The organism is Thermococcus henrietii, from assembly GCF_900198835.1.
Taxonomy (GTDB): domain Archaea; phylum Methanobacteriota_B; class Thermococci; order Thermococcales; family Thermococcaceae; genus Thermococcus; species Thermococcus henrietii.
Genome location: NZ_LT900021.1, coordinates 957,829 through 977,840, shown reverse-complemented (window position 1 = coordinate 977,840; position 20,012 = coordinate 957,829). Strand labels below are relative to the sequence as shown.

Sequence of the window (20,012 nt, the reverse complement as noted above, 5' to 3'; positions counted from 1 at the left end):
TGTATCCCCTACATTGGGTCGAGCCGCCGTAGCTTAGTTGGTAGAGCGCCGGACTGTTAATCCGGCGGTCCCCGGTTCGAATCCGGGCGGCGGCGCCATCAGTGGGCCCGTAGCTCAGCCTGGTCAGAGCGCGCGGCTCATAACCGCGTGGTCGGGGGTTCAAAGCCCCCCGGGCCCACCATTACAGCCCTTTCTGACGAAAGCGCTGGCGGAAGATAAGGTGCCCCTTTTGAAATTCGGCAGTTGTAAAGGAGTTTCTTTTTGACTTGCTCTTTCAAAAGGGTTTCACTCTACAAACGGCGTCCGGAGGACGCCAAAAATAAGTTGAAACTATCTCAAGGAGTTTTGGTGTAGTGTTAAACCCCCGCTGGTTGCTCTTTTGTTAGTGCACGACTGACCTCTTGCTCTTTGGTAAAAAGGGCGCTTATTTCGCCAGCCTTTCTTAAAGGCTGTGGGCAAAGTTTCATCAAAGTGAAGCATGCTTTTTTAAAGGGTTCATTTTCGGGTGGGTTTGCTCTTAAATTTGCCATTCTTGAACGTGTTTCCTTCATTAGCGCCCTCCGGGCGCGTTTCGAGTTTAAACACCTCCAAGCCCGTATGAATGTGAACCTCTCACTGACGGATTATGTAAAAGGCATGTAACTCTTCCGTTGCCAGTTCTGGGGGGGTTTACCCCTTTTGGTCAAGCTTTGCGCAAGCAAAGCTTGCTGGCCTCAGAAGTGGTGGCCCTCCGCACCTCTCGGTGCCGGGCCGACCGCTCATCATTGGCCAGTGGAGTTTATAAGACTGGAGAGGATACGTCCATCGGTGGTTGTGATGATTAGGGTGAGGGTCCTCGGAAGGGGAATAGAGAGGGAAATCGAATGGAGGAAAGGCATGACGATAGCTGACGTCCTCAGAGAGGTCGGCTTCAATACTGAAAGCGCCATAGCGAGGATTAATGGAAGGGTAGTCCTTGAGGACGAGAGAGTCGAGGACGGAACTGAAGTGGAGGTAATCCCCGTTGTTTCAGGGGGATAAACGGGGCATCAAGCCCCGAGCCTCTTTCTCATGAACTCCTCGAACTTCTCCATGGCCTCCTCGAGTATCTCGACCGGCGGGAGGAAGACTATTCTGAAGTGCCAGTCACCGGCCTTTCCGAAGCCGGAGCCGTGGACGAAGAGGACGTGCGCCTCGTGGAGGGCATCGAGCACGAACTCCTTGTCGTTCTTCCACTTCGAGCGCTCCTCAATCCTCGGGAAGATGTAGAACGCCCCCTGCGGTTTGACCGCGCTGACACCGGGAATCTCGTTGATGCGCTTGTAGATGTAGTCCCTCCTCTCGCGGAGCTTCTTCATGTACTCCTCAAGGTAGTCCATCGGACCCGTCAAGCCGGCTATAGCGGCGAACTGCGCGGGGGTGTTCGGACATATCCTTATGCGCATTAGCTTGTCTATCGCCTCTCTAAGCTCCGTGAGCTTGTTCTCGGGGTCAACGTAGTAGAAGTAGCCCAGACGCCAGCCGGTGGCGAAGTAGACCTTGGAGAGTCCGTTCATCACTATAACCGGGACGTCCTTAGTGAGCGAGCCGGGGGAAACGTGCTTGCCCTCGTAGGTCATCAAATCATAAATCTCGTCGCTTATAACCGGCAGGTCGTACTCTCCAGCTAAATCGAGTATCGCCTTGACGGTCTTTTTCTCGTAGAGCGCCCCGGTCGGGTTGTTAGGGTTAATAACGGCTATTGCCTTCGTCCTCTCGTCTATCAGCTTCCTCATGTCATCGATGTCCGGTTGCCATCCGTTCTCCTCGACGGTCATGTACTCCCTCGGCTCGGCGCCGTAAAACTTGACGAGGCCGACGTATGGGGGATAACTTGGACTTGGAACGAGTATGTTGTCGCCGGGGTTAAGGAGCGAGCCGAATATGAGCTGGAGCGCCTCGGTTACGGCCGTTGTGACGCGGACGTCGTCCGGCGTTATGTCCACGCCGTTCTTCCACTTCTCCCTCTTAACGACCGCCTCCCTCATCTCCGGTAAACCCTCGCTCGGCCCGTAGTAGTTGTGGCCCTCCTTTATGGCGCGACAGTAAGCCTCCTGCATGTGCTCCGGCGGCTGGAAGTCGTACTTGCCGGGGTCACCGATGTTGAGCCTTATGACCTTTATTCCCTTCTTCTCGAGCTCCCTCGCCGGGAGAACAACGTCTCTAATCGCGTACTCAACGCCCATTGCACGCTCTGATGCCCTAATCATAACGACCACCACCCGAAGGTTGAGACGTTCATCATAAAAACCTTGAGTCTCAAAGTTTCGCCGAAAACGGCCGTAAAGCGATGGATTTTCGGGAAACGTTTAAAACCTCCCGCTCAAAGCCTTCCCGGGCGATGAAGAATAGCAAGCAAACTGAGGGCTCACAGATGATGACGTGAACACCCTCCGAGCCCATTCGATACTTTTATTAACCTTCAGAGCAAAATCTAAGGCATGAACGTGTTCATCCCGCTCATCCTCGGCCTTCTGCTGGGCTACCTCCTGAAAAGGGCCGGAAAAAGGCCGAACCTTGAAACTCCCACGAGCATCGCGCTACTCGCAATGATTTTCTTCCTTGGGGTCAAGACCGGGGAAGTCCAGGTAAACGGCCTCTGGCTCCTCGGCGTTTCAGCCATCTTCGCGGTTCTGACGATAGCCGGTAGCCTTCTCCTCGCGGAGGTGGTCAGGTGAGATTTCTCTACCTCGTCCTTGCATCGCTCACCATTGGAACGCTCGTGGGGCACTTCCTCAGTCCAGACTTCGGGAACGCCTACGAGCTAATGCTCTACGTCCTCATATTCCTGATTGGGATGGACCTCGGGCTGAACTTCAACGCTAAGGAGCTCAGAAAGGTCGGACGAAAGGCTCTCGTCCTGCCGTTTTTGACACTGACGGGCTCAATTCTTGGCGGACTGCTGGCGTCGCTGATTCTTGGAATAGAGCCAAGGTGGGGCCTCGCCATAGGGGCCGGCTGTGGATGGTACTCGCTGACGGGCCCTCTTATAGCACAGTACTCAGCGGTTTACGGTGCGGTTGGCTTCCTCGGCAACCTGATGAGGGAAATCCTGACCATCCTGCTCTACCCCATTGCAATCGGAAAAATCGACCCAAAAAAGGCGGTGGTGATGGGCGGGGCAACGACGATGGACACAACCCTGCCGATAATAACAAAATTTGGAGGAAGGGAGGTGGCACTGGTTGCCTTCGTCCACGGCTTCATTCTAACCGCGGTCGTTCCCTTCGTAGTTCCGCTGATACTCAATCTTTAGAGTACTTCTCGACGAGGCCCTTGACGAGGCTCTCGTGCTGTTCCTCGTTCCTCTTGAGCTCCTTCACAAGCTCCCTCACAACCGGGTGGAATGCCCTCCTTGAGAGCTCCTCGTAGAGCTCCTTCATCTGCTCCTCTTCCTCAGCGTACTTCCTCAGAATCTCGATGAGCTTCTCTTCGGTGTCCGGCAGAACGACCTCGGTCGGGAAGTCCTTGAGGTACTCCTCGATTATCTCCTCCGGCGGAATCCTGGCGCCAATCGGGCCGAAGCCGAGGGGCATGACCATCGTTGGAACGCCCGGGATGAGGGCGAAGTCCTCGTTGGGCTTCTCGACGGCGTACTCCTCCACCAGCTTGATGGCGTCGTTGTAGGCCTTCTCAAGGGCTTCCATGAGGCGCTTGTGGAAGGCCGTGTCTATTGCGAGCCTTAAAATAAGCCCCCTCAAATCGGCGTACTCCGGCTTATCGAGCTCTTTGAGGAGCTTCCGGTAGTCCCTCTCAGCCCTCTCTTCAACCTTCTTTGCCTCCCTGACGAGGTCAATCATCCTCCTCATTTCCCATCACCGGGACATTTTAGTAACATTTAGTATTTAAAAGTTTCGGAACCGGGAAAAAGCTTTTTAAACATCGTCTCAAACCGGGAACCCGAGCTAATCATCGGCTCATGGCTCGGGGGTATCCGTTAAGGAACCCGCCGGGCTCCCGGTGGAGGTGAGTGAGATGAAGTACCCGAAGCAGATAAGGACGTACTGCCCGTACTGTAAGAAGCACACCATCCACAAGGTAGAGAAGGTCAAGAAGAGGCCGAGGAGCGAGCTCAGCCAGGGTCAGAGGCGCTTCCGCAGAATCCTCAAGGGTTACCGCGGTTTCCCGAGGCCGAACCCAGCCGGAAGGGAGAAGCCGGTCAAGAAGCTCGACCTCCGCTTCCGCTGCACCGTCTGCGGTAAGGCCCACACCAGAGGAAAGGGCTTCCGCGTTAAGAAGTTCGAGCTCGTGGAGGTGTGAACATGGCGCTCCCGAAGAACCTCATCCCGATGCCGAGGAGCAGGTTCCTCCGCGTCAAGTGCATTGACTGCGGCAACGAGCAGATAGTCTTCAGCCACCCGGCTACGAAGGTTCGCTGTCTCGTCTGCGGTGCAACTCTCGTCGAGCCGACCGGTGGTAAGGGCGTCATCAAGGCCAAGATCCTCGAGGTTCTCGAGTGATTTCCCTCCTTTTTACTCCCCGCCAAACTTTTAAAAACCTCTTCTCGTAAACCTTCCGGAGAGAAAAATTTAGAGGTGGTTAGAATGCCGAGGAAAGCCAAGGAGTTTCCCGAGGAGGGAGAATTCGTCGTCGCTACCGTCAAGAACATTCACCCGTACGGAGCGTTCCTCACCCTTGACGAGTATCCCGGAAAGGAGGGCTTCATGCACATAAGCGAGGTTGCTCCAACCTGGGTCAAGAACATCAGGGACTACGTGAAGGAGGGCCAGAAGGTAGTCGTCAAGGTCATCCGCGTTGACCCTGAGAAGGGGCACATAGACCTGAGCCTCAAGAGGGTGAACCAGCAGCAGAGGAAGGCCAAGCTCCAGGAGTACAAGAGGGCTCAGAAGGCCGAGAACCTCCTCAAGATGGCCGCCGAGAAGATAGGCAAGGACTTCGAGACGGCCTGGCGCGAGGTCTGGGTTCCGCTCGAGGAGGAATACGGAGAAGTTTACGCCGCCTTCGAGGACGCCGCCCAGAACGGAATTGAGGTTCTGAAGGGCCTCATTCCAGATGAGTGGCTCGACGCGCTCAAGCCGATTATCGAGGCCTACGTCGAGATTCCGACCGTTACCATCGATGCGGAGTTCGAGATAACCGTTCCGAAGCCCAACGGAATCGAGATAATCAAGGAGGCCCTGATTAGGGCCAGGGACAGGGCCAACGAGGAGAAGGACATAGACGTCAAGTTCACCTACCAGGGCGCTCCGAGGTACAGGATTGACATAACCGCCCCGGACTACTACAAGGCGGAAGAGGTTCTCGAGAGCATAGCTGAAGAAATCCTCCGCGTCATAAAGGAAGCGGGCGGAGAGGCGACCCTCATTAGAAAGGAGAAGCGCATAAGGAAGATTAAGAGGAGGTAACCATGAAGTTCCGCATAAGGAAGTGCCCCGAATGTGGCAGGTACACCCTAAAGGAGACCTGCCCCGTCTGCGGGGCCAAGACCAAGGTAGCCCACCCACCGCGCTTCTCGCCGGAGGACCCCTACGGTGAGTACAGGCGCAGGTGGAGAAGGGAAGTCCTTGGGATAGAGGTGAGAAAATGAAGGAAACCACCATCTACCTCCTTGAGAGGCCCCAGCTCAGGGACCCGGTGTTCATAGAGGGGCTCCCGGGCATAGGCCTTGTTGGAAAGCTCGCCGCGGAGCACCTCATCCAGGAGCTCAACGCGGTGAAGTTCGCAGAACTCTACTCACCGCACTTCATGCACCAGGTCATCATAAAGAAGGGCTCAATCGTCGAACTCATGAAGAACGAGTTCTACTACTGGGTTAACCCCGACGAGAACGGAAGGGACCTAATCATCATCACCGGCGACCAGCAGGTTCCGCCGACGGACAGCCCCGGCCACTACGAGGTTGTCGGCAAGATGCTCGACCTCGTTCAGGAACTCGGCGTCAGGGAGATAATAACGATGGGTGGCTACCAGGTGCCGGAGCTCCAGGGCGAGCCGAGGGTTTTGGCGGCGGTAACCCACGAGGAGCTCGTGGATTATTACAAGGAGAAGCTCAAGGACTGCTCCGTAGAGGTAATCTGGAGGGAGGACGAGGGAGGAGCCATAGTGGGAGCGGCCGGCCTTCTCCTCGGCATGGGCAAGCTCCGCTCGATGTACGGTATAAGCCTGCTCGGCGAGAGCCTCGGCTACATCGTTGACGCAAAGGCAGCGAAGGCCGTCCTGACGGCAGTCACCAAGGTGCTCGGAATCGAGGTTGACATGACGGCCCTCGAGGAGCGCGCCAAAGAAACCGAGGAGATACTCAGAAAGGTTCAGGAGATGCAGAGGGCGATGCTCGAGCAGACTATGCCTCCGACCCCGGAGGAAGAGGACAGGGGCTACCTCTGAGCCCCTTCTCCCAGATTTTGTTTTGATTCCGCTTCCTTGCAATCGGGTGGTTGTGAACCCGAGGTTGGTAACACTCTTTTCAAAAAGTTTTTTATATGATAGCACCCATTTGATTTTTGATAACACCCAACCGAGAAGAGGGGTGATAAAGGTGCACATACCCGACGGATACCTGGGTCCCTACACCTGTGCGTTTTTCTACCTGATTATGATACCGATTTGGTACAAGGCCTTCAAGTGGCTCAAGAACCTCAAGCCAAGCCAGGTGCCCCTGCTGGGAGTGCTGACGGCCTTTTCGTTCCTCGTTATGATGTACAACATGCCGGTTCCCGGGGGAACTACTGCCCACATCGTCGGGGGAACGATAATAGCGATACTCATAAGCCCCTGGGCCGCGACGGTATCGCTCAGCATAGTTCTGCTCATTCAGGCCCTCTTCTTCGGCGACGGCGGAATAACGACCTACGCCGCCAACGTCTTCAACATGGGCGTCGTCCTCCCCTTCGTCGGCTACTACACCTACAAGTTCCTCACCGAGAAGTTCAAGCTCAACGAGGTCCTCTCCGCTGGAATCGGCGCCTACGTCGGCATAGTAACGGCCGCGATAATGGCGGGCATCGAACTCGGAATACAGCCCTACATTCAGCCCGGTTACTGCCCCTACCCCCTCAGCGTCTCCGTTCCGGCGATGGCAATAGCGCACCTCGTCACAGCGGGCCCCGCCGCGGCGGTCGTTACCGCGGCAGTCGTGTGGTACGTCAGAAAGAGCAGGCCCGACCTCTTTGAGATGAGGACCCTTGCAAGGGGGTGATTGAATGGACAGGGTAACCAAAACCCTCCTCGCAATCGTCGGCGTCATGATAATCCTCTCGCCGATTGGAATACTGCTCGTGTGGAACTACGACGATGCCTGGGGCGAGTGGGACGTCCAGACAGTAGAGCACATGGTCGGCCACAAGTTGCCCGGCATGGAGAAGCTCTCAACAATATGGAACCACGCGATTTTGCCCGACTACAACATCCCGGGCTGGGAGGACAAGCTCCACGCCTCGATAGGCTACATAATCTCCGCAATAGTTGGAACGGCACTCGTCGTTGCCCTCTACTACGCCCTCGTCAAGTTCGTGGTCGGCAAGGGCGCCTCCTCCTGAATTTATTTTTTGGTGGTGGGAATGGGGTTCCTTGAAGAGACCGCCAGGGAAGTCCTCGAGTTCACGACCAACGCCGTCTTCTCCGAGAGGTACGCGAGAATGGACGGCCTGCTTCAGAGAATCGACCCAAGGGTTAAGGTGTTCTCGCTCGTTGCGATAGTCGCGACGGTGGTTTCCCTCGGGAGGATTGACGCCATTTTAGCTTTCTACTTCCTCGCCCTCGCCCTCGCGGTCCTCTCCAGACTGCCGGTAGTCGAGTTCACGAAGAGGGTCTGGGTCTTCATTCCGATTTTCACGGGGGTTATAGCGCTCCCCTCGATATTCATGATTCCGGGCGAGCCGGCCTTTCACCTCTTCGGTCTCACCGCGAGCAGGGAGGGAATACACTGGGCGGTTCTCTTTACGCTCCGCGTCGCGACGGCGGTTTCCTACGCGATACTCTTCACGATGACGAGCCGGTGGAACGACATCGTCTCGGCCCTCGCGTTCTTCAGGGTTCCCGGAATGGTGATAACCATAACGACCTTAACCTACCGCTACATATTCCTCCTCGCCAAGCTCCTGCTCGACGCGATGCACGCGAGGAGGGCGAGGCTGGCTGGAGAACTCGGCATGGTCGAGAGCTGGAAGGAGGCCGGAAAGCACATCGGGGCAACCTTCATAAAGGCCAACTCCCTTGGCGAGGACCTCTACTATGCCATGCTCTCCAGGGGCTACGCCAACGAAATCGAACCGCTGAGGGAGTTCAAGGCTGGAACGGTCGACTACGCGTTCTCGGCCTTCACCGTTCTCCTCGTCGTACTAACGTTTGCCTTCACGAGGGGATTGCTATGAAGGTTTACGAGCTCAGAAACGTTTCCTACCGCTATCCAACCGGGGAGTGGGCGCTCAGGGGAATAAACATGGAGGTTGAGAGGGGAGAAACCCTGGCCATAGTCGGGCCGAACGGCGCCGGAAAGACCACATTGCTCAAGCTGATGGACGCGCTGGTCATGCCAACGGAGGGCGAGATACTGTTCGAGGGAAAGCCGATAACGGAGGACACGATGACAGACAAGGAGTTCCGGCGGAAGGTCGGCTTCCTGTTCCAGAACCCGGACGTGATGCTCTTCAGCGCGACGGTTCTGGAGGATGTGGCCTTCGGACCCGTTCACCTGTGGGGTAAAGAGCGGGGCCTTGAAAGGGCGCGGGAGGAACTCAAGAAGCTCGGAATCGAGAAGTTGGCCGATAGACACCCGTACAGCCTGAGCGGTGGCGAGAAGAAGAAGGCCTCGATAGCCTGCGTGACGGCAATGGAGCCGGAAGTTCTCCTCCTCGACGAGCCGACGAGGGATTTAGACTTGAGGAACAGGAACTTCGTGCTCGACATGATTCGGAGCTGGAAGGGGGAAGGAAAGACCGTCGTGGTGGTTACCCACGACCTGAGGCTGATTCGCCTCGCCGACAGGGTTTACGTGGTGAACAAAGAAATCCTCTTCGAGGGAACGCCGAGGGAGCTGTTCTCGAGGCCGGAACTCATAGAAAAGGCCAACCTTGACGTGCCCGAGATAGTGAGGCTCTTCCACGAGCTCGGCATCAACGAAATCCCGCTGAGCGTGGAGGAGGCGGTGGGGATTCTAAGGGGCCTCCTCCAGAGATAATCCTCACCGCCTTCCCGGTTCAGGAGCTCCGGGGACGTCCCTCAGCTCCCTCCCCAAAATATTCTCCATGAGCAGGCCCATTGCCAGCACGAAGACTATCGTGAGGGTCAGCCTCGTTACCATGAACCTCAGCCCAAGGAACTGCAACTCAACCAGCTCCTGCGGAATCTTTATGCAGGCCCAGGCCGAGAGGAAAACAACGACGCTCGCGACGCGGGCGCCTTTCTTGAGCAACGACGCCGCTATCGGGAAGGCCACGTAGAGCGGTCCGGTCGGGAAAGCGCCGAGCAGTATCGCTATAAGCATGCCCTTGAGCCCGGAGCTCTTCCCGAGGTACTTCACGATTAGCTCATCGGGGACGAAGACCGAGAACAGGCCCATCAGGACCATTACTGCTGGCATTACGAGGAGCATCTCCACGAGGTAGTCCTTCGACGCCGAGAAAACAGGAGCTCTCTTCTCCGGGAACATTAGGAGGAGCACCGCGGTTATCACCACAACGACACCGAGGAACGCCAAATCGCGCAGGAGGGCCTTCTTCTGATTTTTCATGGCTCCACGGCCCTTCCCCGGACCCTTTGGAACTTTGCCGTCGGCCCTCAAAGTAACACCCCCATTAAAAGACCTATCAGAATCGCGATTACGAAGCTGAGGACGTTTCTCAGCAGGGCGAAGCGCTTCCCGAGAATTTTAATCTCCAACGGAAGGGTAACGAAGCCAATCATCGTCAGCGTCGTTATGAAAACTGCCACCGAGGTTAGCGAGGCCCCCATGTTGAGCAGGGACGCGGCGAGGGGAAACGCTATCAGGGAGGGTATCTGGAGTATCGCCCCGAGAACCGCTACCGTTAGGACGCCGATGAACCCCGCCTCCCGGCCGACGACGCGGGAGATTGTTTTGGGTGGCACGAAGCCGGACATAAGGCCGATTATCAGGATTATCGCGAGCATCGTCGGAAGAATCCGCACGAAAAACTTCACGGAGACCTTCAGAGCCTGCCTCGTCTTTGCCCGGTCCTTCATGAAGCCGAGGGCGAGGCAAGCAAGGGCGAGGGCGTTTATGAAGAGCGTCGTTCCGTTCATGGTCTTCCCCAGAGAAGTATAAGTGACATGCTTATAAAGTTCCTGAACTAGTCGAGACTTGGAAAGCGAAACAGGTTCTCAACGTCATCCCAGAGGTCCCTTGCCTCCCCGTGGAGGATGAGCCTTCCGTTCGAGATAACGTACAGTCGGTCCACGAGGGGCTTCAGAGGGCTCCATATATGACTTATAATAAGAAAGCTCGTTTTGCCCTTCATCTTCCTGAAAAGCTTTATGAACCGCCCCATGGTTTCAAAGTCGACGTTAGCCAGGGGCTCGTCTATCATTATCAAGTCGGGAGCGCCTACGAATGCCTGAGCCACCGCGAGCTTCTTGAGCATTCCCGAGGAATAGTTGGACGTTCTCTCGTCGAGAAAGTCGAGTTGAAAGAGCTTCCCAACGCGCTCGACCTCACTCTCATCGAAGCCTTTGGAACGCGCTATGAACTCAAGCCACTCCCTGCCAGAGATTAGAGGAGGAAACGAAACGGGGTCGTAGGAGACCCCAATCTTCCGTTTAATCCCAGCATCCTTCCAGGGGTTCTCTCCGAACAGCCGTATTCTCCCGGAACTCGGCCTGTAGATGCCGGTTGCGAGCTTGAAGAACGTGCTCTTTCCGCCGCCGTTCGGACCGAGGATTAGGTTGAAACCCTCGGGAATCTCAACTGTAACACCATCGAGCGCCACTATGCGCCCAAAACGCTTGGTCAGGTTCTCCGCCTCAATCAATGCCACCACCTCCAGAGAAGGAACGCAGAGAGCGCAAAGCATGTGGAAGATGCCAGATAGGAGACGTTCTGAACGCGCTCCGTTGGGTGGGGGCACCACAGTCGGTCAGTGCACACGAGGGTTCCGTTAGACATGGAGAAAACGCTGTAATCACCCGCATGGGGGATAACGACCTCAAAGTTTCCGTGACCGAAGACCGTGGCGTTCAGGATGGGCCTGCCCATCGTGTCGTCCATCACGAGCACCCTACCGGTCCTGCCGTTGCACGTTAGGTTGAGCACCGCCCATCCAGGGGAGCTGAACTGGGAGCCCTCCGTCTGTGAGACAGTGTAAACGCCTCCCGGCCAGACGGCCCCATGGATTGCTCCAAACTCCAGCACAGGAAGGAGGAAAACGAACCCGAGGATGATTAGGATGGAGAGCACGAGGCGGTGCCTCATCTAACGTCCCTCCCGAGAATCATCAGAAGGGACGCCGCGACGGCCGCCCCGGGAACTATAAAACCGTAGAGGAGGATTTTTTCAGTGATGAACCGGGATAGGGAAAAGTCAGCCGTCAGTATCGTCAGCGTACCCCAGACGTCAAAGAGAAAGTTCCTCGGTGGGAGGTTCACGCCCAGGAGGTACGGTAGTATCAGGACCGGAAAGGCCAGGACGAGGGCCATTAGCATGCTCCTGAGGGCGGTGGCGAGTAGCGTTGCAATCGAAACAACGTAAAAGAGACCTGCCAGAAGGACTATTGTTAGACCAAGAAACCTGTCCCCGAGGAGTACGGAGAGGTCAAAGCGGGGAACGTCCGCGAGGTTAACCGCGGTTAAGAGAACAACCGGCACGAGAAGTATCACGACGGACATCAGGAGGGTTGCCACGAGCTTAACGCAGAACACCCCTGCGCGGGAGTAGGGGAGGGAGAAAACCACCGCCTCGTAGCCCCTCTCAATTCCTGCCCGGAACGCAAGGGCCGTCAAAACGACCACGAAGAACGTAGCCACAACCCACAGGTTGGACGACGTCGCCGCTCGAACGAGCACCAGACCGGTCATGGAGTGCAGCCCCTCGGCCATCTGGGAGACCGTCCCAACCTGCCCGAGGCTCACGAGGAGGCTGTGCTGGAATATGAGGCCGATAACGAAGGTCCCCACTGCCGTAACCAGGACCCTGAGGGGGTCGTTAATCTCCCAGAAGAAGAGGTTCGCCAAACGCCCCATCCTCACCGCCTCCGTCTCTCAAAGCACACCGCTGAGGTCACACAGATTACAATGAGCAGAAATACCACCAGATAACGAAGCCTGGAGTTCCGAGGGGGCGTCACGGCCGCGCCGTGTCCCTGGCTGAGGGTTGCGTTGGAGAGTATAACCCCCCACGCCCACATGCCGCTCACCATCCCTCTATGCCTCTCCGAGAGCTCAGTGTCAATTCTGGTTGCCCTGTCATCGGTCCACATGAAGCCGTAGACCCCAACGGCGTTGAAGTCCGGTATCGGGTCCGTCATGAAGGATATGCAGATATCGTACTCGGGGCTGTAAATGGCGTCGAAGGAGGAAACAGTTATGGGGGTGACGACGCGCCCGCTGTGTACCACCACGTTGGGCTTGGGAAAGGTCCCGTAGTACGTCCTCATGCTCACGTTTACAATCTTAACGGCAACTACCTTAACACGTTTCCCGTGGTAGAGGGCGAAGGTTTCGTTCGGCCTGAAATCATCCCACAGAACCGTGTGTCCGTAGGGCCTTCCCTTGAGGTCGTAGACCCACCCGGTCGTCAGGTTTATCCGGTACTGCCCATCCACCCTCAGGGAGCTCAGTACAACCTTCGTATAGTTGTCCAAAGCCTTCACGGCCACTATACTGCTCTCATTCCAGAAGGGGCGCACCGTGGAGTTGTTGGGGTAGATAACGAGAACGGGTGCAAAGGACACGTTTCCAGTCGTCACGATGATGGAAACGTGCATTAGAGCGAGTCCGTTTTTGACTTCGAGCACACGGAAAACCACCGTGACGTTGGGGCCCGTGACGGCCACAGGGACCCCGCTGACGTTGAAGATGAAGCCGCCGCCGGCTGGATGGGTGCTGAAGGCACGGTACTCGAGGGTTGCACCGGGTCTAACCCAGTACGGCACACCAGGGCCGGTCGTCCCCGCTGCCAAGACAGGTGAGGTTACGAGAAAAACTAGGAGGAGGAGCGCAGATGCGCTGGTTTTCATTGGTTGCCCACCCCGTGGTGGGGCTTATCCTCCCATGCAGCCCTATAAGCATCATGTTCGTCAATCTCGGCGTATACAACCACAAAATCATCGACTACTTTCACCTCAGCATACGCATTGGGGCCATATATCTTAGCGTTTGGATTCTCCCCCCAATGTGGATACAGTGGATAGAATCCTATCCCAACCACGTCCTTTGGTCCCGCATCCCAATGGATGTTCGTTAAAAAACCTCCGTTGCCGTATTTGGGGGGCAGGTAGAAGGTTCCGGACACAAAAGCGTACATACCATCCTTCGCTTCTTCCCTATCACTACCACCAACAACATATCTGGCTATGTGGTGGTAGTATGGGGTTGCCATCACAAAAGCAACACTACTAAAAACCATAAGTCCAATCCAAAAAATTACTAAAGCCCGAATCTTCCTCATTTGCCAACCCTCCACCGACACGTAACATCTGGCGTTTTTATATAATAAACAACTTAATTTAAGCATGTTGGTGCAAACTTCTAACAGATACGATTCAGCCGAATTAGTATGTAACACAACTTCACACCCACGCGCAGCTTAGAAGTTAAAAGCTCAAATAGTATCTTCTTTTAGGTAATATTACTGGTGCCAGTGACACTAGAATTTGAACCATTTGGTGCCGTAAGAGAACATTGATAGGAGGCCAAGGACGGTGAAAAGAGTGTGAGGAAAAGGCTCAACCACCGGAGGCCAGGGCTTCCTCCAGCAACTTCAACCCGAGCTCAAGGTACTCCCTGGCCTTCTCCTCGCTCTTGGCCTCGCTGAAGACCCTTATTATCGGCTCGGTCCCGCTTGCCCTAACCAGAACCCAGCCGTCGGGGAAGAGTATCTTCGTTCCATCGGTCGTGTCTATCTCGTAGCCCTTAGCCTTGGCGAGCTCCACAACCTTGGCGACTATCGCCTTCCTGTCGCCTTCAACTTTCCTTTTCGTCTTGAACTGGTAGTACTTCGGCAGTTCATCAATCAGCTCGCTGAACTTCTTGCCGGACTTGGCAAAAATCTCGATTATCTTCGCGGTGGTCATTGCCCCGTCCCTTCCAAGGACGAAGTCCGGGAAGATGACGCCACCGTTCTCCTCGCCGCCGATGGTCCCGTTGTGCTCAAGCAAAGCCCTCGCGACGATTAAATCCCCAACCTTCGTGCGCATAATCTTCGCGTTGTTCTTCTTCGCGATGTCATCGAGCAGGTTTGAGGTCGCAATGGTAGTAACGAGCAGTCCACCGCCCCTCTCTTTAAGAACCGCATCGGCGACGAGGGCGAAGGTCTTGTCGCCCTGGATGAAGCGCCCGTTCTCGTCTATGAAGACGGCCCTGTCAGCGTCGCCGTCCTGGGCAACTCCGAAGTCAGCACCGAGGGCCTTAACAATCTTCATGAAGTCCTTAAGGTTCTCCTCGTTAGGCTCCGGGTTTCTGGCCGGGAAGTGACCGTCGGGGTGGGCGTTGACGCTCACAACCTTACAGCCGAGCTCACGCAGGAGATACGGAAGGGTCAGGCTTCCGGCGCCGTTGGAGGTGTCAACGACGACGAAGGGCCTTCTCTTCCTGATTGCCTTAACGTCCACCCTGGCCTTTATCGCCTCGATGTAGGGCTTGATTATGTTTTCCTCGCGAACCTCACCGATTTCGTCCCACTTCGCCCTGTCGAAGTCCTCTTTAAAGAAGACCTCCTCAACGACCGCTTCGCGCTCCTTCTTGAGGCCCATTCCGTTCGGTTCGAGGAGCTTTATGCCGTTGTACTCGGGCGGGTTGTGACTGGCCGTAATAACCGCCCCGCCGTCGGCCTTGAAGTGGTTGGTGGCCCACTGTATCGCTGGGGTGGGTGCTATTCCCACGTCGATGACGTCACAGCCGACACTGAGGAGTCCGCTGATGAGCGCGTTCTTCAGCATCTCCCCGCTCACCCTCGTGTCCCTGCCGACGACGACCAGCGGTTTCTCCCTTCCCTCGCGCTTGAGCATCGTCCCGAAGGCCATGCCCATCTTGAGCGCGAACTCGGGCGTTATCTTCTCGTTGGCTATCCCGCGGACGCCGAAGGTTCCGAACAGCTTTCCCATCTCAGACCCTCCCGAACTCGTCGTCAAAGCGAACTATGTCGTCCTCGCCAAGGTACTCACCAATCTGGGTCTCTATGACCTCCAGAACGACCTTTCCGGGGTTCTCAAGGCGGTGCTTAACGCCGGCTGGAATGAACGTGCTCTCTCCAGGGCGAAGAAGTATCTCCCTGTCCCCAACGATGACCTTGGCGGTTCCCCTGACCACGACCCAGTGCTCGGAGCGGTGGTAGTGCATCTGGAGGGAGAGCTTCTTGCCCGGCAGAACGGTCAGGCGCTTTATCTTGTAGCGGTCGCCCTCTTCAAGCACGGTGTAGCTTCCCCAGGGCCTGTACGCGGTTCTGTGGACGATGACGCGCTCGTCGCCGAGCTCCTTAAGTGCCTTGTAGACCTCCTTAACGCGCTGGCTCTCGCCCTTCTTCGCCACGAGCAGGGCGTCGCCGGTGTCTATGATTATCAAATCATCAACGCCGACAGTCGCTGTCAGGCGCTCGGTCATTATGAGGTTGTTCTTCGAGTTGACCCCTATGTGGTAGCCGTTCTTTCCGCGAACCCTGACCGCGTTTCCGTCGGAGTCCTTCTCGAGGACTTCGTAGATGGCGTCGAAGCTTCCAAGGTCGCTCCACACCGTGTTGAGAGGAACGACGGCCGCCTTGTCGGTCTTCTCCATGACGCCGTAGTCTATGCTTATCTCCGGGACGCGGTTGTAGGCCTCCTCTATGTCACCGCTCTCCTCGAAGGCCTCCCAGACGTCGGGGGCGTGCTTCTGAACCTCCTCAATGAAGAGCGAGCTCGAGAAGGCGAACATCCCGCTGTTCCAGTAGTAGCCGCTCTCGACGTAGCGCTTTGCCGTCTCGAGGTCGGGTTTCTCCTTGAACTCCGCAACGGTGTAGCCGATTATCCTCCCGTCCTCTTCAATCTTCTCGCCCGGCTTTATGTAGCCGTAGCCCGTGTGCGGTCTGGTCGGCTTGATTCCGAAGGTGACGAGGTGGTTTTTAGCCAGCCTCTCAGCGTTCTTAAAGGCCCTCTCGTAGGCCTCGTTGACCTCTATGAGGTGGTCGCTTGGTAAAACCGCAACGACCGAGTTCCCAAACTCCTCCTCTATCCTGAGCGTCGCCCAGAGGATGGCCGGCAGGGTGTTCTTGGCGCTCGGTTCAAGGAGTATGTTATCCTCGGGGATTTCAACACCCAGCTCCCTTAAGTCGTCCAGAACGCGGAAGCGGTAGTTTCTGTTTGTTACAATGAATATCTCGCTCGGCTTTGAAAAGAGAAGCGCCCTTTCAACGGTCTTCTGGAAGAGGCTCCTATCGTCGAGGAAGCGGACGAACTGCTTCGGCATCAGCTCCCTGCTCAGGGGCCACAGCCTCGTTCCCTTTCCTCCCGCAAGGATTACGGTCTTCACGGTATCACCCCCAGGAGTTCTTCAATCGAGCTTATATGCTTAGCCTTTGGATGAGAGAGTTTCCCAACGATGAAGGCGTTATCAACAACCTCGAAGAGGGAAAAGTCGTTCTCACCGTCCCCGAGCGCGTAGCTCTCAACCTCGCCGAGGAGAGAGTAGAGTTCGAGGAGAGCACTGGCCCCTTTGCCCTTGTCGGTGTTGCCGGTGACGTTCAGGAACCTCGTCCCCCTGCTTACTCTAAATCCAATCTTTTCAAGCTCCGCCTCGAACCCCTCTTTCGTCCACCTGAATATCGTCTCGCTGTATTCGCGCTTCATCGCGAGCTTTGCGAGCTCCTCGGGCAGGCCCGTGAAGGTAATAACTTCCTCAAGGCTCGAGTTGCCGTAGTACTTGAGCCCGTACTCCCCAGCAAGTTTATCGAGCGCGCGCTTTATCTCCGAATAGGGCCTCCCTAGCTCAATCACGCGGTACTTTCCGCGTTTCACCCTGAACTCGTCGACGACCTTGGGAGGGAGGTAGTTGACCGGAACGTAGACCGCGCTCCCGTTTTCAACCACGAAGGGCTTCTCAAGGTTCCAGGCCTTTAAGTAGTACTCGACCTCAAAGCGGGTCTTTGAGGTGTTCACAACGACCTCGTAGCCCCGCCGCAGGAGCTCCTCAATGACGGGACGGGCCCCCTCAGGCGAGTAATCGCTTCCCAGGAGAGTTCCGTCGAGGTCGAGGAAGATGACCCTAATCAACGCTCACACCTCGAACTCGAGGAGCGTCTCAGCCTCGTCCTCGAGGGTTTTCATCCACTCGCTCACGTCCACTCCCTCAACCGGGGGCATCACCCTAGGCCTTGGGGGCTCCTCGTTCTCGCCGAGGAGGCCGTGAATCCTGAGCTCATCAAGGATGCGCCCCTTGAGCTCACTTGTGGCGAGCTCCGAGTGGTATATCGTACCTAGGGAGCTCAGCAACATCGACCTCACGTGCTCCTTGCCCTTGTCCTCGTGGAGGTGCGGGTTCAGCGTTTCAATCTGGAAGACCTCGACGCCCTGGTCGTAGACCTCATCCTTGCCCCTGCCCCACCTTCCAAAGGTCTCGAAGAGGTAGACCAGCTCGTAGGGCTCTATGGCGTAGCCCGTTGCAAAGGGCATTATCTCGGCGAGCTTTATGCTCATCGCGTGCTCGCCGGCGTTGGCGGTCGCTATGATGTTGGTCTCGAAGTTTGTGGCGACCCCAAAAAGGGCGTTCATGTAGCGGTTGGTTATCTCGCTGACGCGCCCCCACTTCGTGAAGTAGAGCCCCTTCGTCGTCACCTTGGGCTTGTGGCGCCAGCTCAGCCTGACCATCGTGTAGTCGCTCTCGCTCATGAGAAAACCAGCGGCGTAGTCCTTGACGTACTCGTTCACCGAACCGGGGATGTAGTTGTCGGCATCGACGAAGCCGACGTATTTTGCCCCTATCGCCTTCGCGAGGAGCAGGCCGATTAGCATGCCCTCCCCCTTACCGCTCCTCACCGAGTCGCCGTCGAGTATCTCGGTGTAGCCCGTCTTTTTGAAGGCCTCGGCCAGGCCCGGGTCCTTCTGGTGGACCATTATTATCCGCGAGCGCGTGAGGTTGTAGAAGTGCTTTACAAGGTCTACCTCCTGCTTGAAGAGGTTCGGCCCCTCACGCTTGCTGTTCGAGACGATTATTATCGGGCACTGGTGGGGAATTGCCTTGAGCACGCCGTCAACGAGCTGGAGCTTCTCGTCCTTCATCGGGACTACTATCGCTATATCCTCGAGGATTCGGTAGATGTCCTCCCTCGGAACGTTCCTTACGGTGAAGGTTCCAACGTCCCTCGTCTCGCTGTCCAGCTTTATGACCTTCTGAACCTCGTATATTTCAACCGCCCCGAAGAGCTCCTTATAAACCGGCGCCTCAAGTAGCAAAGCATCACCTCCAAAATCCCTTCAAATGAAAAATACGACGGGGAAAATTAAAAGCTTGCCCTCAGCGAAGGGCGAACTCCCCGACGAAGGCCGAGCTCGATATGGTGTCGCCTATACCGACCGTTGACTTCGGCTTGGCCACTATCTTTGTCGGAACGAATGCGAGCTGGTAACCGTTGACCTCAGCGAGTCCTTCCTTCATTCCGTACTCTTTGGCTAAGGCCTCCTCGACGGGTTTTACCTTCTCGTTCACGGGCACGTCCATGGCCCTGACTATCTCGTCTATCGAGGGAACGTCGCCGAGCTTGGCCTTCGCCGCCGCCGCTAAAGCCGCGAAGAGCAGCGCATCGCGAACGAACTCGCCCCTGTAAGCGGTCAGCGCGAGGTAGTAGCCGTAGGTGTGGAAGTGAATCCTCCTAACGCCGAGCTTAGCTAACTTGAGCATCGCCTCGGTAACCGCTATCGGGTCAACGGGATCGTTCGCGAGGAGCTTTTCGGCAAGGGCTTTCTCGCCCATCACTTCCATTATCGAGGCCAGCTCGACCTCGTTGAGGCCGACGCTCCAGAAAGCGGGAAGCAGGTCGAGGATGGCCTTCCTCACCGTCTCGTCCGGCGTAAAGGCGAACTCGAGGTGGGCGGGAATGTTCTTCTCGTTGAGGACCTTCAGGTGCTCCCTTATCGTCTCGAAGGGCTCGCGATAGTTGTCCTTGGTCAAAGCCTGAAGCCCGCTGATTATCGCGAGGCTGACGCCGGAGGCAATCTCGTCAAAGCGCTCCCTGAACTCGTCGCGGATAAAGAGGGTCGTGTTGTAGTCGTCGGCCGCTCCGATAAAGCGGTTTTCGCGCGGGGCCTCGAAGTCAAGAACCATGAAGCCCCTGGGAAACTCGTAGATGTAATGGAGACAGCTCTCCTCGTCACCACCAAAATCCCTTGGGTGGACGAGCCTGAGCTCACCGTTTTCGACCTTCGGCACGTAGATGGGCCCGTCCTTGAAGAGGCCCGCCTGGAGCTTCGAGAGCTGGGGAACGTGGGCCACAACAGGAATCCCGTAAACCCCTCCAAGGAGGTTGGCCATTATGCCGACCTGACCACCCATCCTGAGCTCGTTCCATCCCCAGCGCCTCATGTAGAAGCGGACGGGACAGCTCTCGACGAACAGTTCCGCAGCTTTACCCCTCCTGACGCTCCAGAGGATTGAGCCGAGTAGCTGGGGAACGCTCGTTATCTTTTCCGGCAGTTCCTCGGAGTAGCGGAGGACTTCCTCTCTTCCAGCCTTTTCAACCCTCGCCTCGAGGTCGCTCTTTTCGAGGTATTTGATGGCGTCGATGTTGGTGTTGTAGGCTAGGAGAACGCCCTTAACGTTGCCTACCTTAGCCCTAACCCTCTCGAAGGCAGAAGCGTAAAGCCCGTCCCACATTATGTATCACCGAGAGTGAAAAAGAGGAG

The 20,012-nt window shown here is 56.4% G+C and carries 26 protein-coding genes and 2 tRNA genes; 14 read left to right on the top strand and 14 right to left on the bottom strand.

What is annotated here, in order from left to right; all coding sequences use genetic code 11:
• Positions 1–22 precede the first annotated feature (22 nt).
• The 3 genes from CS910_RS05450 to CS910_RS05440 all read left to right on the top strand — a co-directional run bounded on the left by CS910_RS05450 (position 23) and on the right by CS910_RS05440 (position 1,020).
• Positions 23–98 (top strand) — tRNA-Asn (locus tag CS910_RS05450).
• Positions 99–103: 5 nt separating this feature from the next.
• Positions 104–181, top strand: a tRNA-Ile gene (locus tag CS910_RS05445).
• 635 nt (positions 182–816) lie between these two features.
• Positions 817–1,020: a MoaD/ThiS family protein gene (locus CS910_RS05440; protein WP_099210091.1), complete on the top strand. Its 204-nt coding sequence runs from the start codon at positions 817–819 to the stop codon at positions 1,018–1,020.
• Positions 1,021–1,028: 8 nt separating this feature from the next.
• Here the strand turns inward: CS910_RS05440 and CS910_RS05435 are convergent, their stop codons facing one another.
• Positions 1,029–2,228 carry a pyridoxal phosphate-dependent aminotransferase gene (locus CS910_RS05435; RefSeq protein WP_099210089.1) on the bottom strand — a complete coding sequence of 400 codons (1,200 nt, stop codon included), beginning with the start codon at positions 2,226–2,228 and terminating at the stop codon, positions 1,029–1,031.
• Between the two features lie 231 nt (positions 2,229–2,459).
• Between CS910_RS05435 and CS910_RS05430 the strand changes: the two genes are divergently transcribed.
• Entirely contained in the window at positions 2,460–2,696 is a 237-nt protein-coding gene (locus tag CS910_RS05430) for a hypothetical protein (protein WP_099210088.1), read from the top strand.
• Positions 2,693–3,274 carry a lysine exporter LysO family protein gene (locus CS910_RS05425; protein WP_099210087.1) on the top strand — a complete coding sequence of 194 codons (582 nt, stop codon included), beginning with the start codon at positions 2,693–2,695 and terminating at the stop codon, positions 3,272–3,274. The genes CS910_RS05430 and CS910_RS05425 overlap by 4 nt, the downstream gene beginning before the upstream one ends.
• Here CS910_RS05425 and CS910_RS05420 read toward each other — a convergent pair.
• On the bottom strand, positions 3,264–3,827 hold the full coding sequence (locus CS910_RS05420) for a ferritin family protein (RefSeq protein WP_099210086.1): 564 nt from the start codon (positions 3,825–3,827) through the stop codon (positions 3,264–3,266). The genes CS910_RS05425 and CS910_RS05420 overlap by 11 nt on opposite strands.
• A gap of 166 nt (positions 3,828–3,993) precedes the next feature.
• On the opposite strand from CS910_RS05420, the gene CS910_RS05415 reads away from it, so the two are divergent.
• From CS910_RS05415 to CS910_RS05375, 9 genes are all read left to right on the top strand, one after another.
• Positions 3,994–4,278, top strand: a complete 285-nt coding sequence (locus tag CS910_RS05415; RefSeq protein ID WP_042688957.1) for a 50S ribosomal protein L44e — start codon at positions 3,994–3,996, stop codon at positions 4,276–4,278.
• A 2-nt stretch (positions 4,279–4,280) separates the two neighbouring features.
• A complete protein-coding gene (locus CS910_RS05410; protein ID WP_015859102.1) occupies positions 4,281–4,478 on the top strand; it encodes a 30S ribosomal protein S27e in 198 nt (65 codons plus the stop codon).
• An 84-nt stretch (positions 4,479–4,562) separates the two neighbouring features.
• Complete coding sequence (locus tag CS910_RS05405) at positions 4,563–5,384, top strand: translation initiation factor IF-2 subunit alpha (protein ID WP_042688955.1); 822 nt, start codon at positions 4,563–4,565, stop codon at positions 5,382–5,384.
• A gap of 2 nt (positions 5,385–5,386) precedes the next feature.
• On the top strand, positions 5,387–5,566 hold the full coding sequence (locus CS910_RS05400; RefSeq protein ID WP_099210085.1) for an RNA-protein complex protein Nop10: 180 nt from the start codon (positions 5,387–5,389) through the stop codon (positions 5,564–5,566).
• A complete protein-coding gene (locus CS910_RS05395; protein WP_099210084.1) occupies positions 5,563–6,363 on the top strand; it encodes a proteasome assembly chaperone family protein in 801 nt (266 codons plus the stop codon). The genes CS910_RS05400 and CS910_RS05395 overlap by 4 nt, the downstream gene beginning before the upstream one ends.
• A gap of 151 nt (positions 6,364–6,514) precedes the next feature.
• On the top strand, positions 6,515–7,174 hold the full coding sequence (cbiM, locus tag CS910_RS05390; RefSeq protein WP_099210083.1) for a cobalt transporter CbiM: 660 nt from the start codon (positions 6,515–6,517) through the stop codon (positions 7,172–7,174).
• 4 nt (positions 7,175–7,178) lie between these two features.
• Positions 7,179–7,514, top strand: a complete 336-nt coding sequence (locus CS910_RS05385) for a PDGLE domain-containing protein (RefSeq protein WP_099210082.1) — start codon at positions 7,179–7,181, stop codon at positions 7,512–7,514.
• A 21-nt stretch (positions 7,515–7,535) separates the two neighbouring features.
• On the top strand, positions 7,536–8,348 hold the full coding sequence (cbiQ, locus tag CS910_RS05380) for a cobalt ECF transporter T component CbiQ (protein ID WP_099210081.1): 813 nt from the start codon (positions 7,536–7,538) through the stop codon (positions 8,346–8,348).
• On the top strand, positions 8,345–9,154 hold the full coding sequence (locus tag CS910_RS05375) for an energy-coupling factor ABC transporter ATP-binding protein (RefSeq protein ID WP_099210080.1): 810 nt from the start codon (positions 8,345–8,347) through the stop codon (positions 9,152–9,154). Before cbiQ ends, CS910_RS05375 begins: the two co-directional genes overlap by 4 nt.
• A gap of 3 nt (positions 9,155–9,157) precedes the next feature.
• Here the strand turns inward: CS910_RS05375 and CS910_RS05370 are convergent, their stop codons facing one another.
• The 12 genes from CS910_RS05370 to CS910_RS05315 all read right to left on the bottom strand — a co-directional run bounded on the left by CS910_RS05370 (position 9,158) and on the right by CS910_RS05315 (position 19,983).
• The gene (locus CS910_RS05370; protein WP_099210079.1) at positions 9,158–9,757 is read right to left on the bottom strand and encodes a permease; all 600 of its coding nucleotides are present in this window, start codon (positions 9,755–9,757) and stop codon (positions 9,158–9,160) included.
• Positions 9,754–10,236, bottom strand: coding sequence for a permease (locus tag CS910_RS05365; protein WP_099210078.1), 483 nt, complete (start codon positions 10,234–10,236; stop codon positions 9,754–9,756). The genes CS910_RS05370 and CS910_RS05365 overlap by 4 nt, the downstream gene beginning before the upstream one ends.
• 47 nt (positions 10,237–10,283) lie before the next feature.
• On the bottom strand, positions 10,284–10,967 hold the full coding sequence (locus CS910_RS05360; protein ID WP_317450597.1) for an ABC transporter ATP-binding protein: 684 nt from the start codon (positions 10,965–10,967) through the stop codon (positions 10,284–10,286).
• Entirely contained in the window at positions 10,958–11,401 is a 444-nt protein-coding gene (locus tag CS910_RS05355; RefSeq protein ID WP_099210076.1) for a hypothetical protein, read from the bottom strand. Before CS910_RS05355 ends, CS910_RS05360 begins: the two co-directional genes overlap by 10 nt.
• Positions 11,398–12,174 (bottom strand): hypothetical protein, encoded by a 777-nt coding sequence (locus CS910_RS05350; protein ID WP_145955366.1) that lies wholly within the window; start codon positions 12,172–12,174, stop codon positions 11,398–11,400. The genes CS910_RS05355 and CS910_RS05350 overlap by 4 nt, the downstream gene beginning before the upstream one ends.
• Positions 12,171–13,163 (bottom strand): hypothetical protein, encoded by a 993-nt coding sequence (locus CS910_RS05345; RefSeq protein ID WP_099210074.1) that lies wholly within the window; start codon positions 13,161–13,163, stop codon positions 12,171–12,173. Before CS910_RS05345 ends, CS910_RS05350 begins: the two co-directional genes overlap by 4 nt.
• Entirely contained in the window at positions 13,160–13,594 is a 435-nt protein-coding gene (locus tag CS910_RS05340; RefSeq protein WP_099210073.1) for a hypothetical protein, read from the bottom strand. Before CS910_RS05340 ends, CS910_RS05345 begins: the two co-directional genes overlap by 4 nt.
• A gap of 277 nt (positions 13,595–13,871) precedes the next feature.
• Positions 13,872–15,248, bottom strand: a complete 1,377-nt coding sequence (gene glmM, locus CS910_RS05335) for a phosphoglucosamine mutase (RefSeq protein ID WP_099210072.1) — start codon at positions 15,246–15,248, stop codon at positions 13,872–13,874.
• A 1-nt stretch (position 15,249) separates the two neighbouring features.
• Positions 15,250–16,647, bottom strand: a complete 1,398-nt coding sequence (locus tag CS910_RS05330; protein ID WP_099210071.1) for a mannose-1-phosphate guanylyltransferase/mannose-6-phosphate isomerase — start codon at positions 16,645–16,647, stop codon at positions 15,250–15,252.
• On the bottom strand, positions 16,644–17,387 hold the full coding sequence (gene mpgP, locus CS910_RS05325) for a mannosyl-3-phosphoglycerate phosphatase (protein ID WP_099210070.1): 744 nt from the start codon (positions 17,385–17,387) through the stop codon (positions 16,644–16,646). The genes CS910_RS05330 and mpgP overlap by 4 nt, the downstream gene beginning before the upstream one ends.
• A gap of 3 nt (positions 17,388–17,390) precedes the next feature.
• Entirely contained in the window at positions 17,391–18,566 is a 1,176-nt protein-coding gene (mpgS, locus tag CS910_RS05320) for a mannosyl-3-phosphoglycerate synthase (RefSeq protein WP_099210069.1), read from the bottom strand.
• A 61-nt stretch (positions 18,567–18,627) separates the two neighbouring features.
• Positions 18,628–19,983, bottom strand: a complete 1,356-nt coding sequence (locus tag CS910_RS05315) for an ADP-specific glucokinase (protein ID WP_099210068.1) — start codon at positions 19,981–19,983, stop codon at positions 18,628–18,630.
• Positions 19,984–20,012 lie beyond the last annotated feature (29 nt).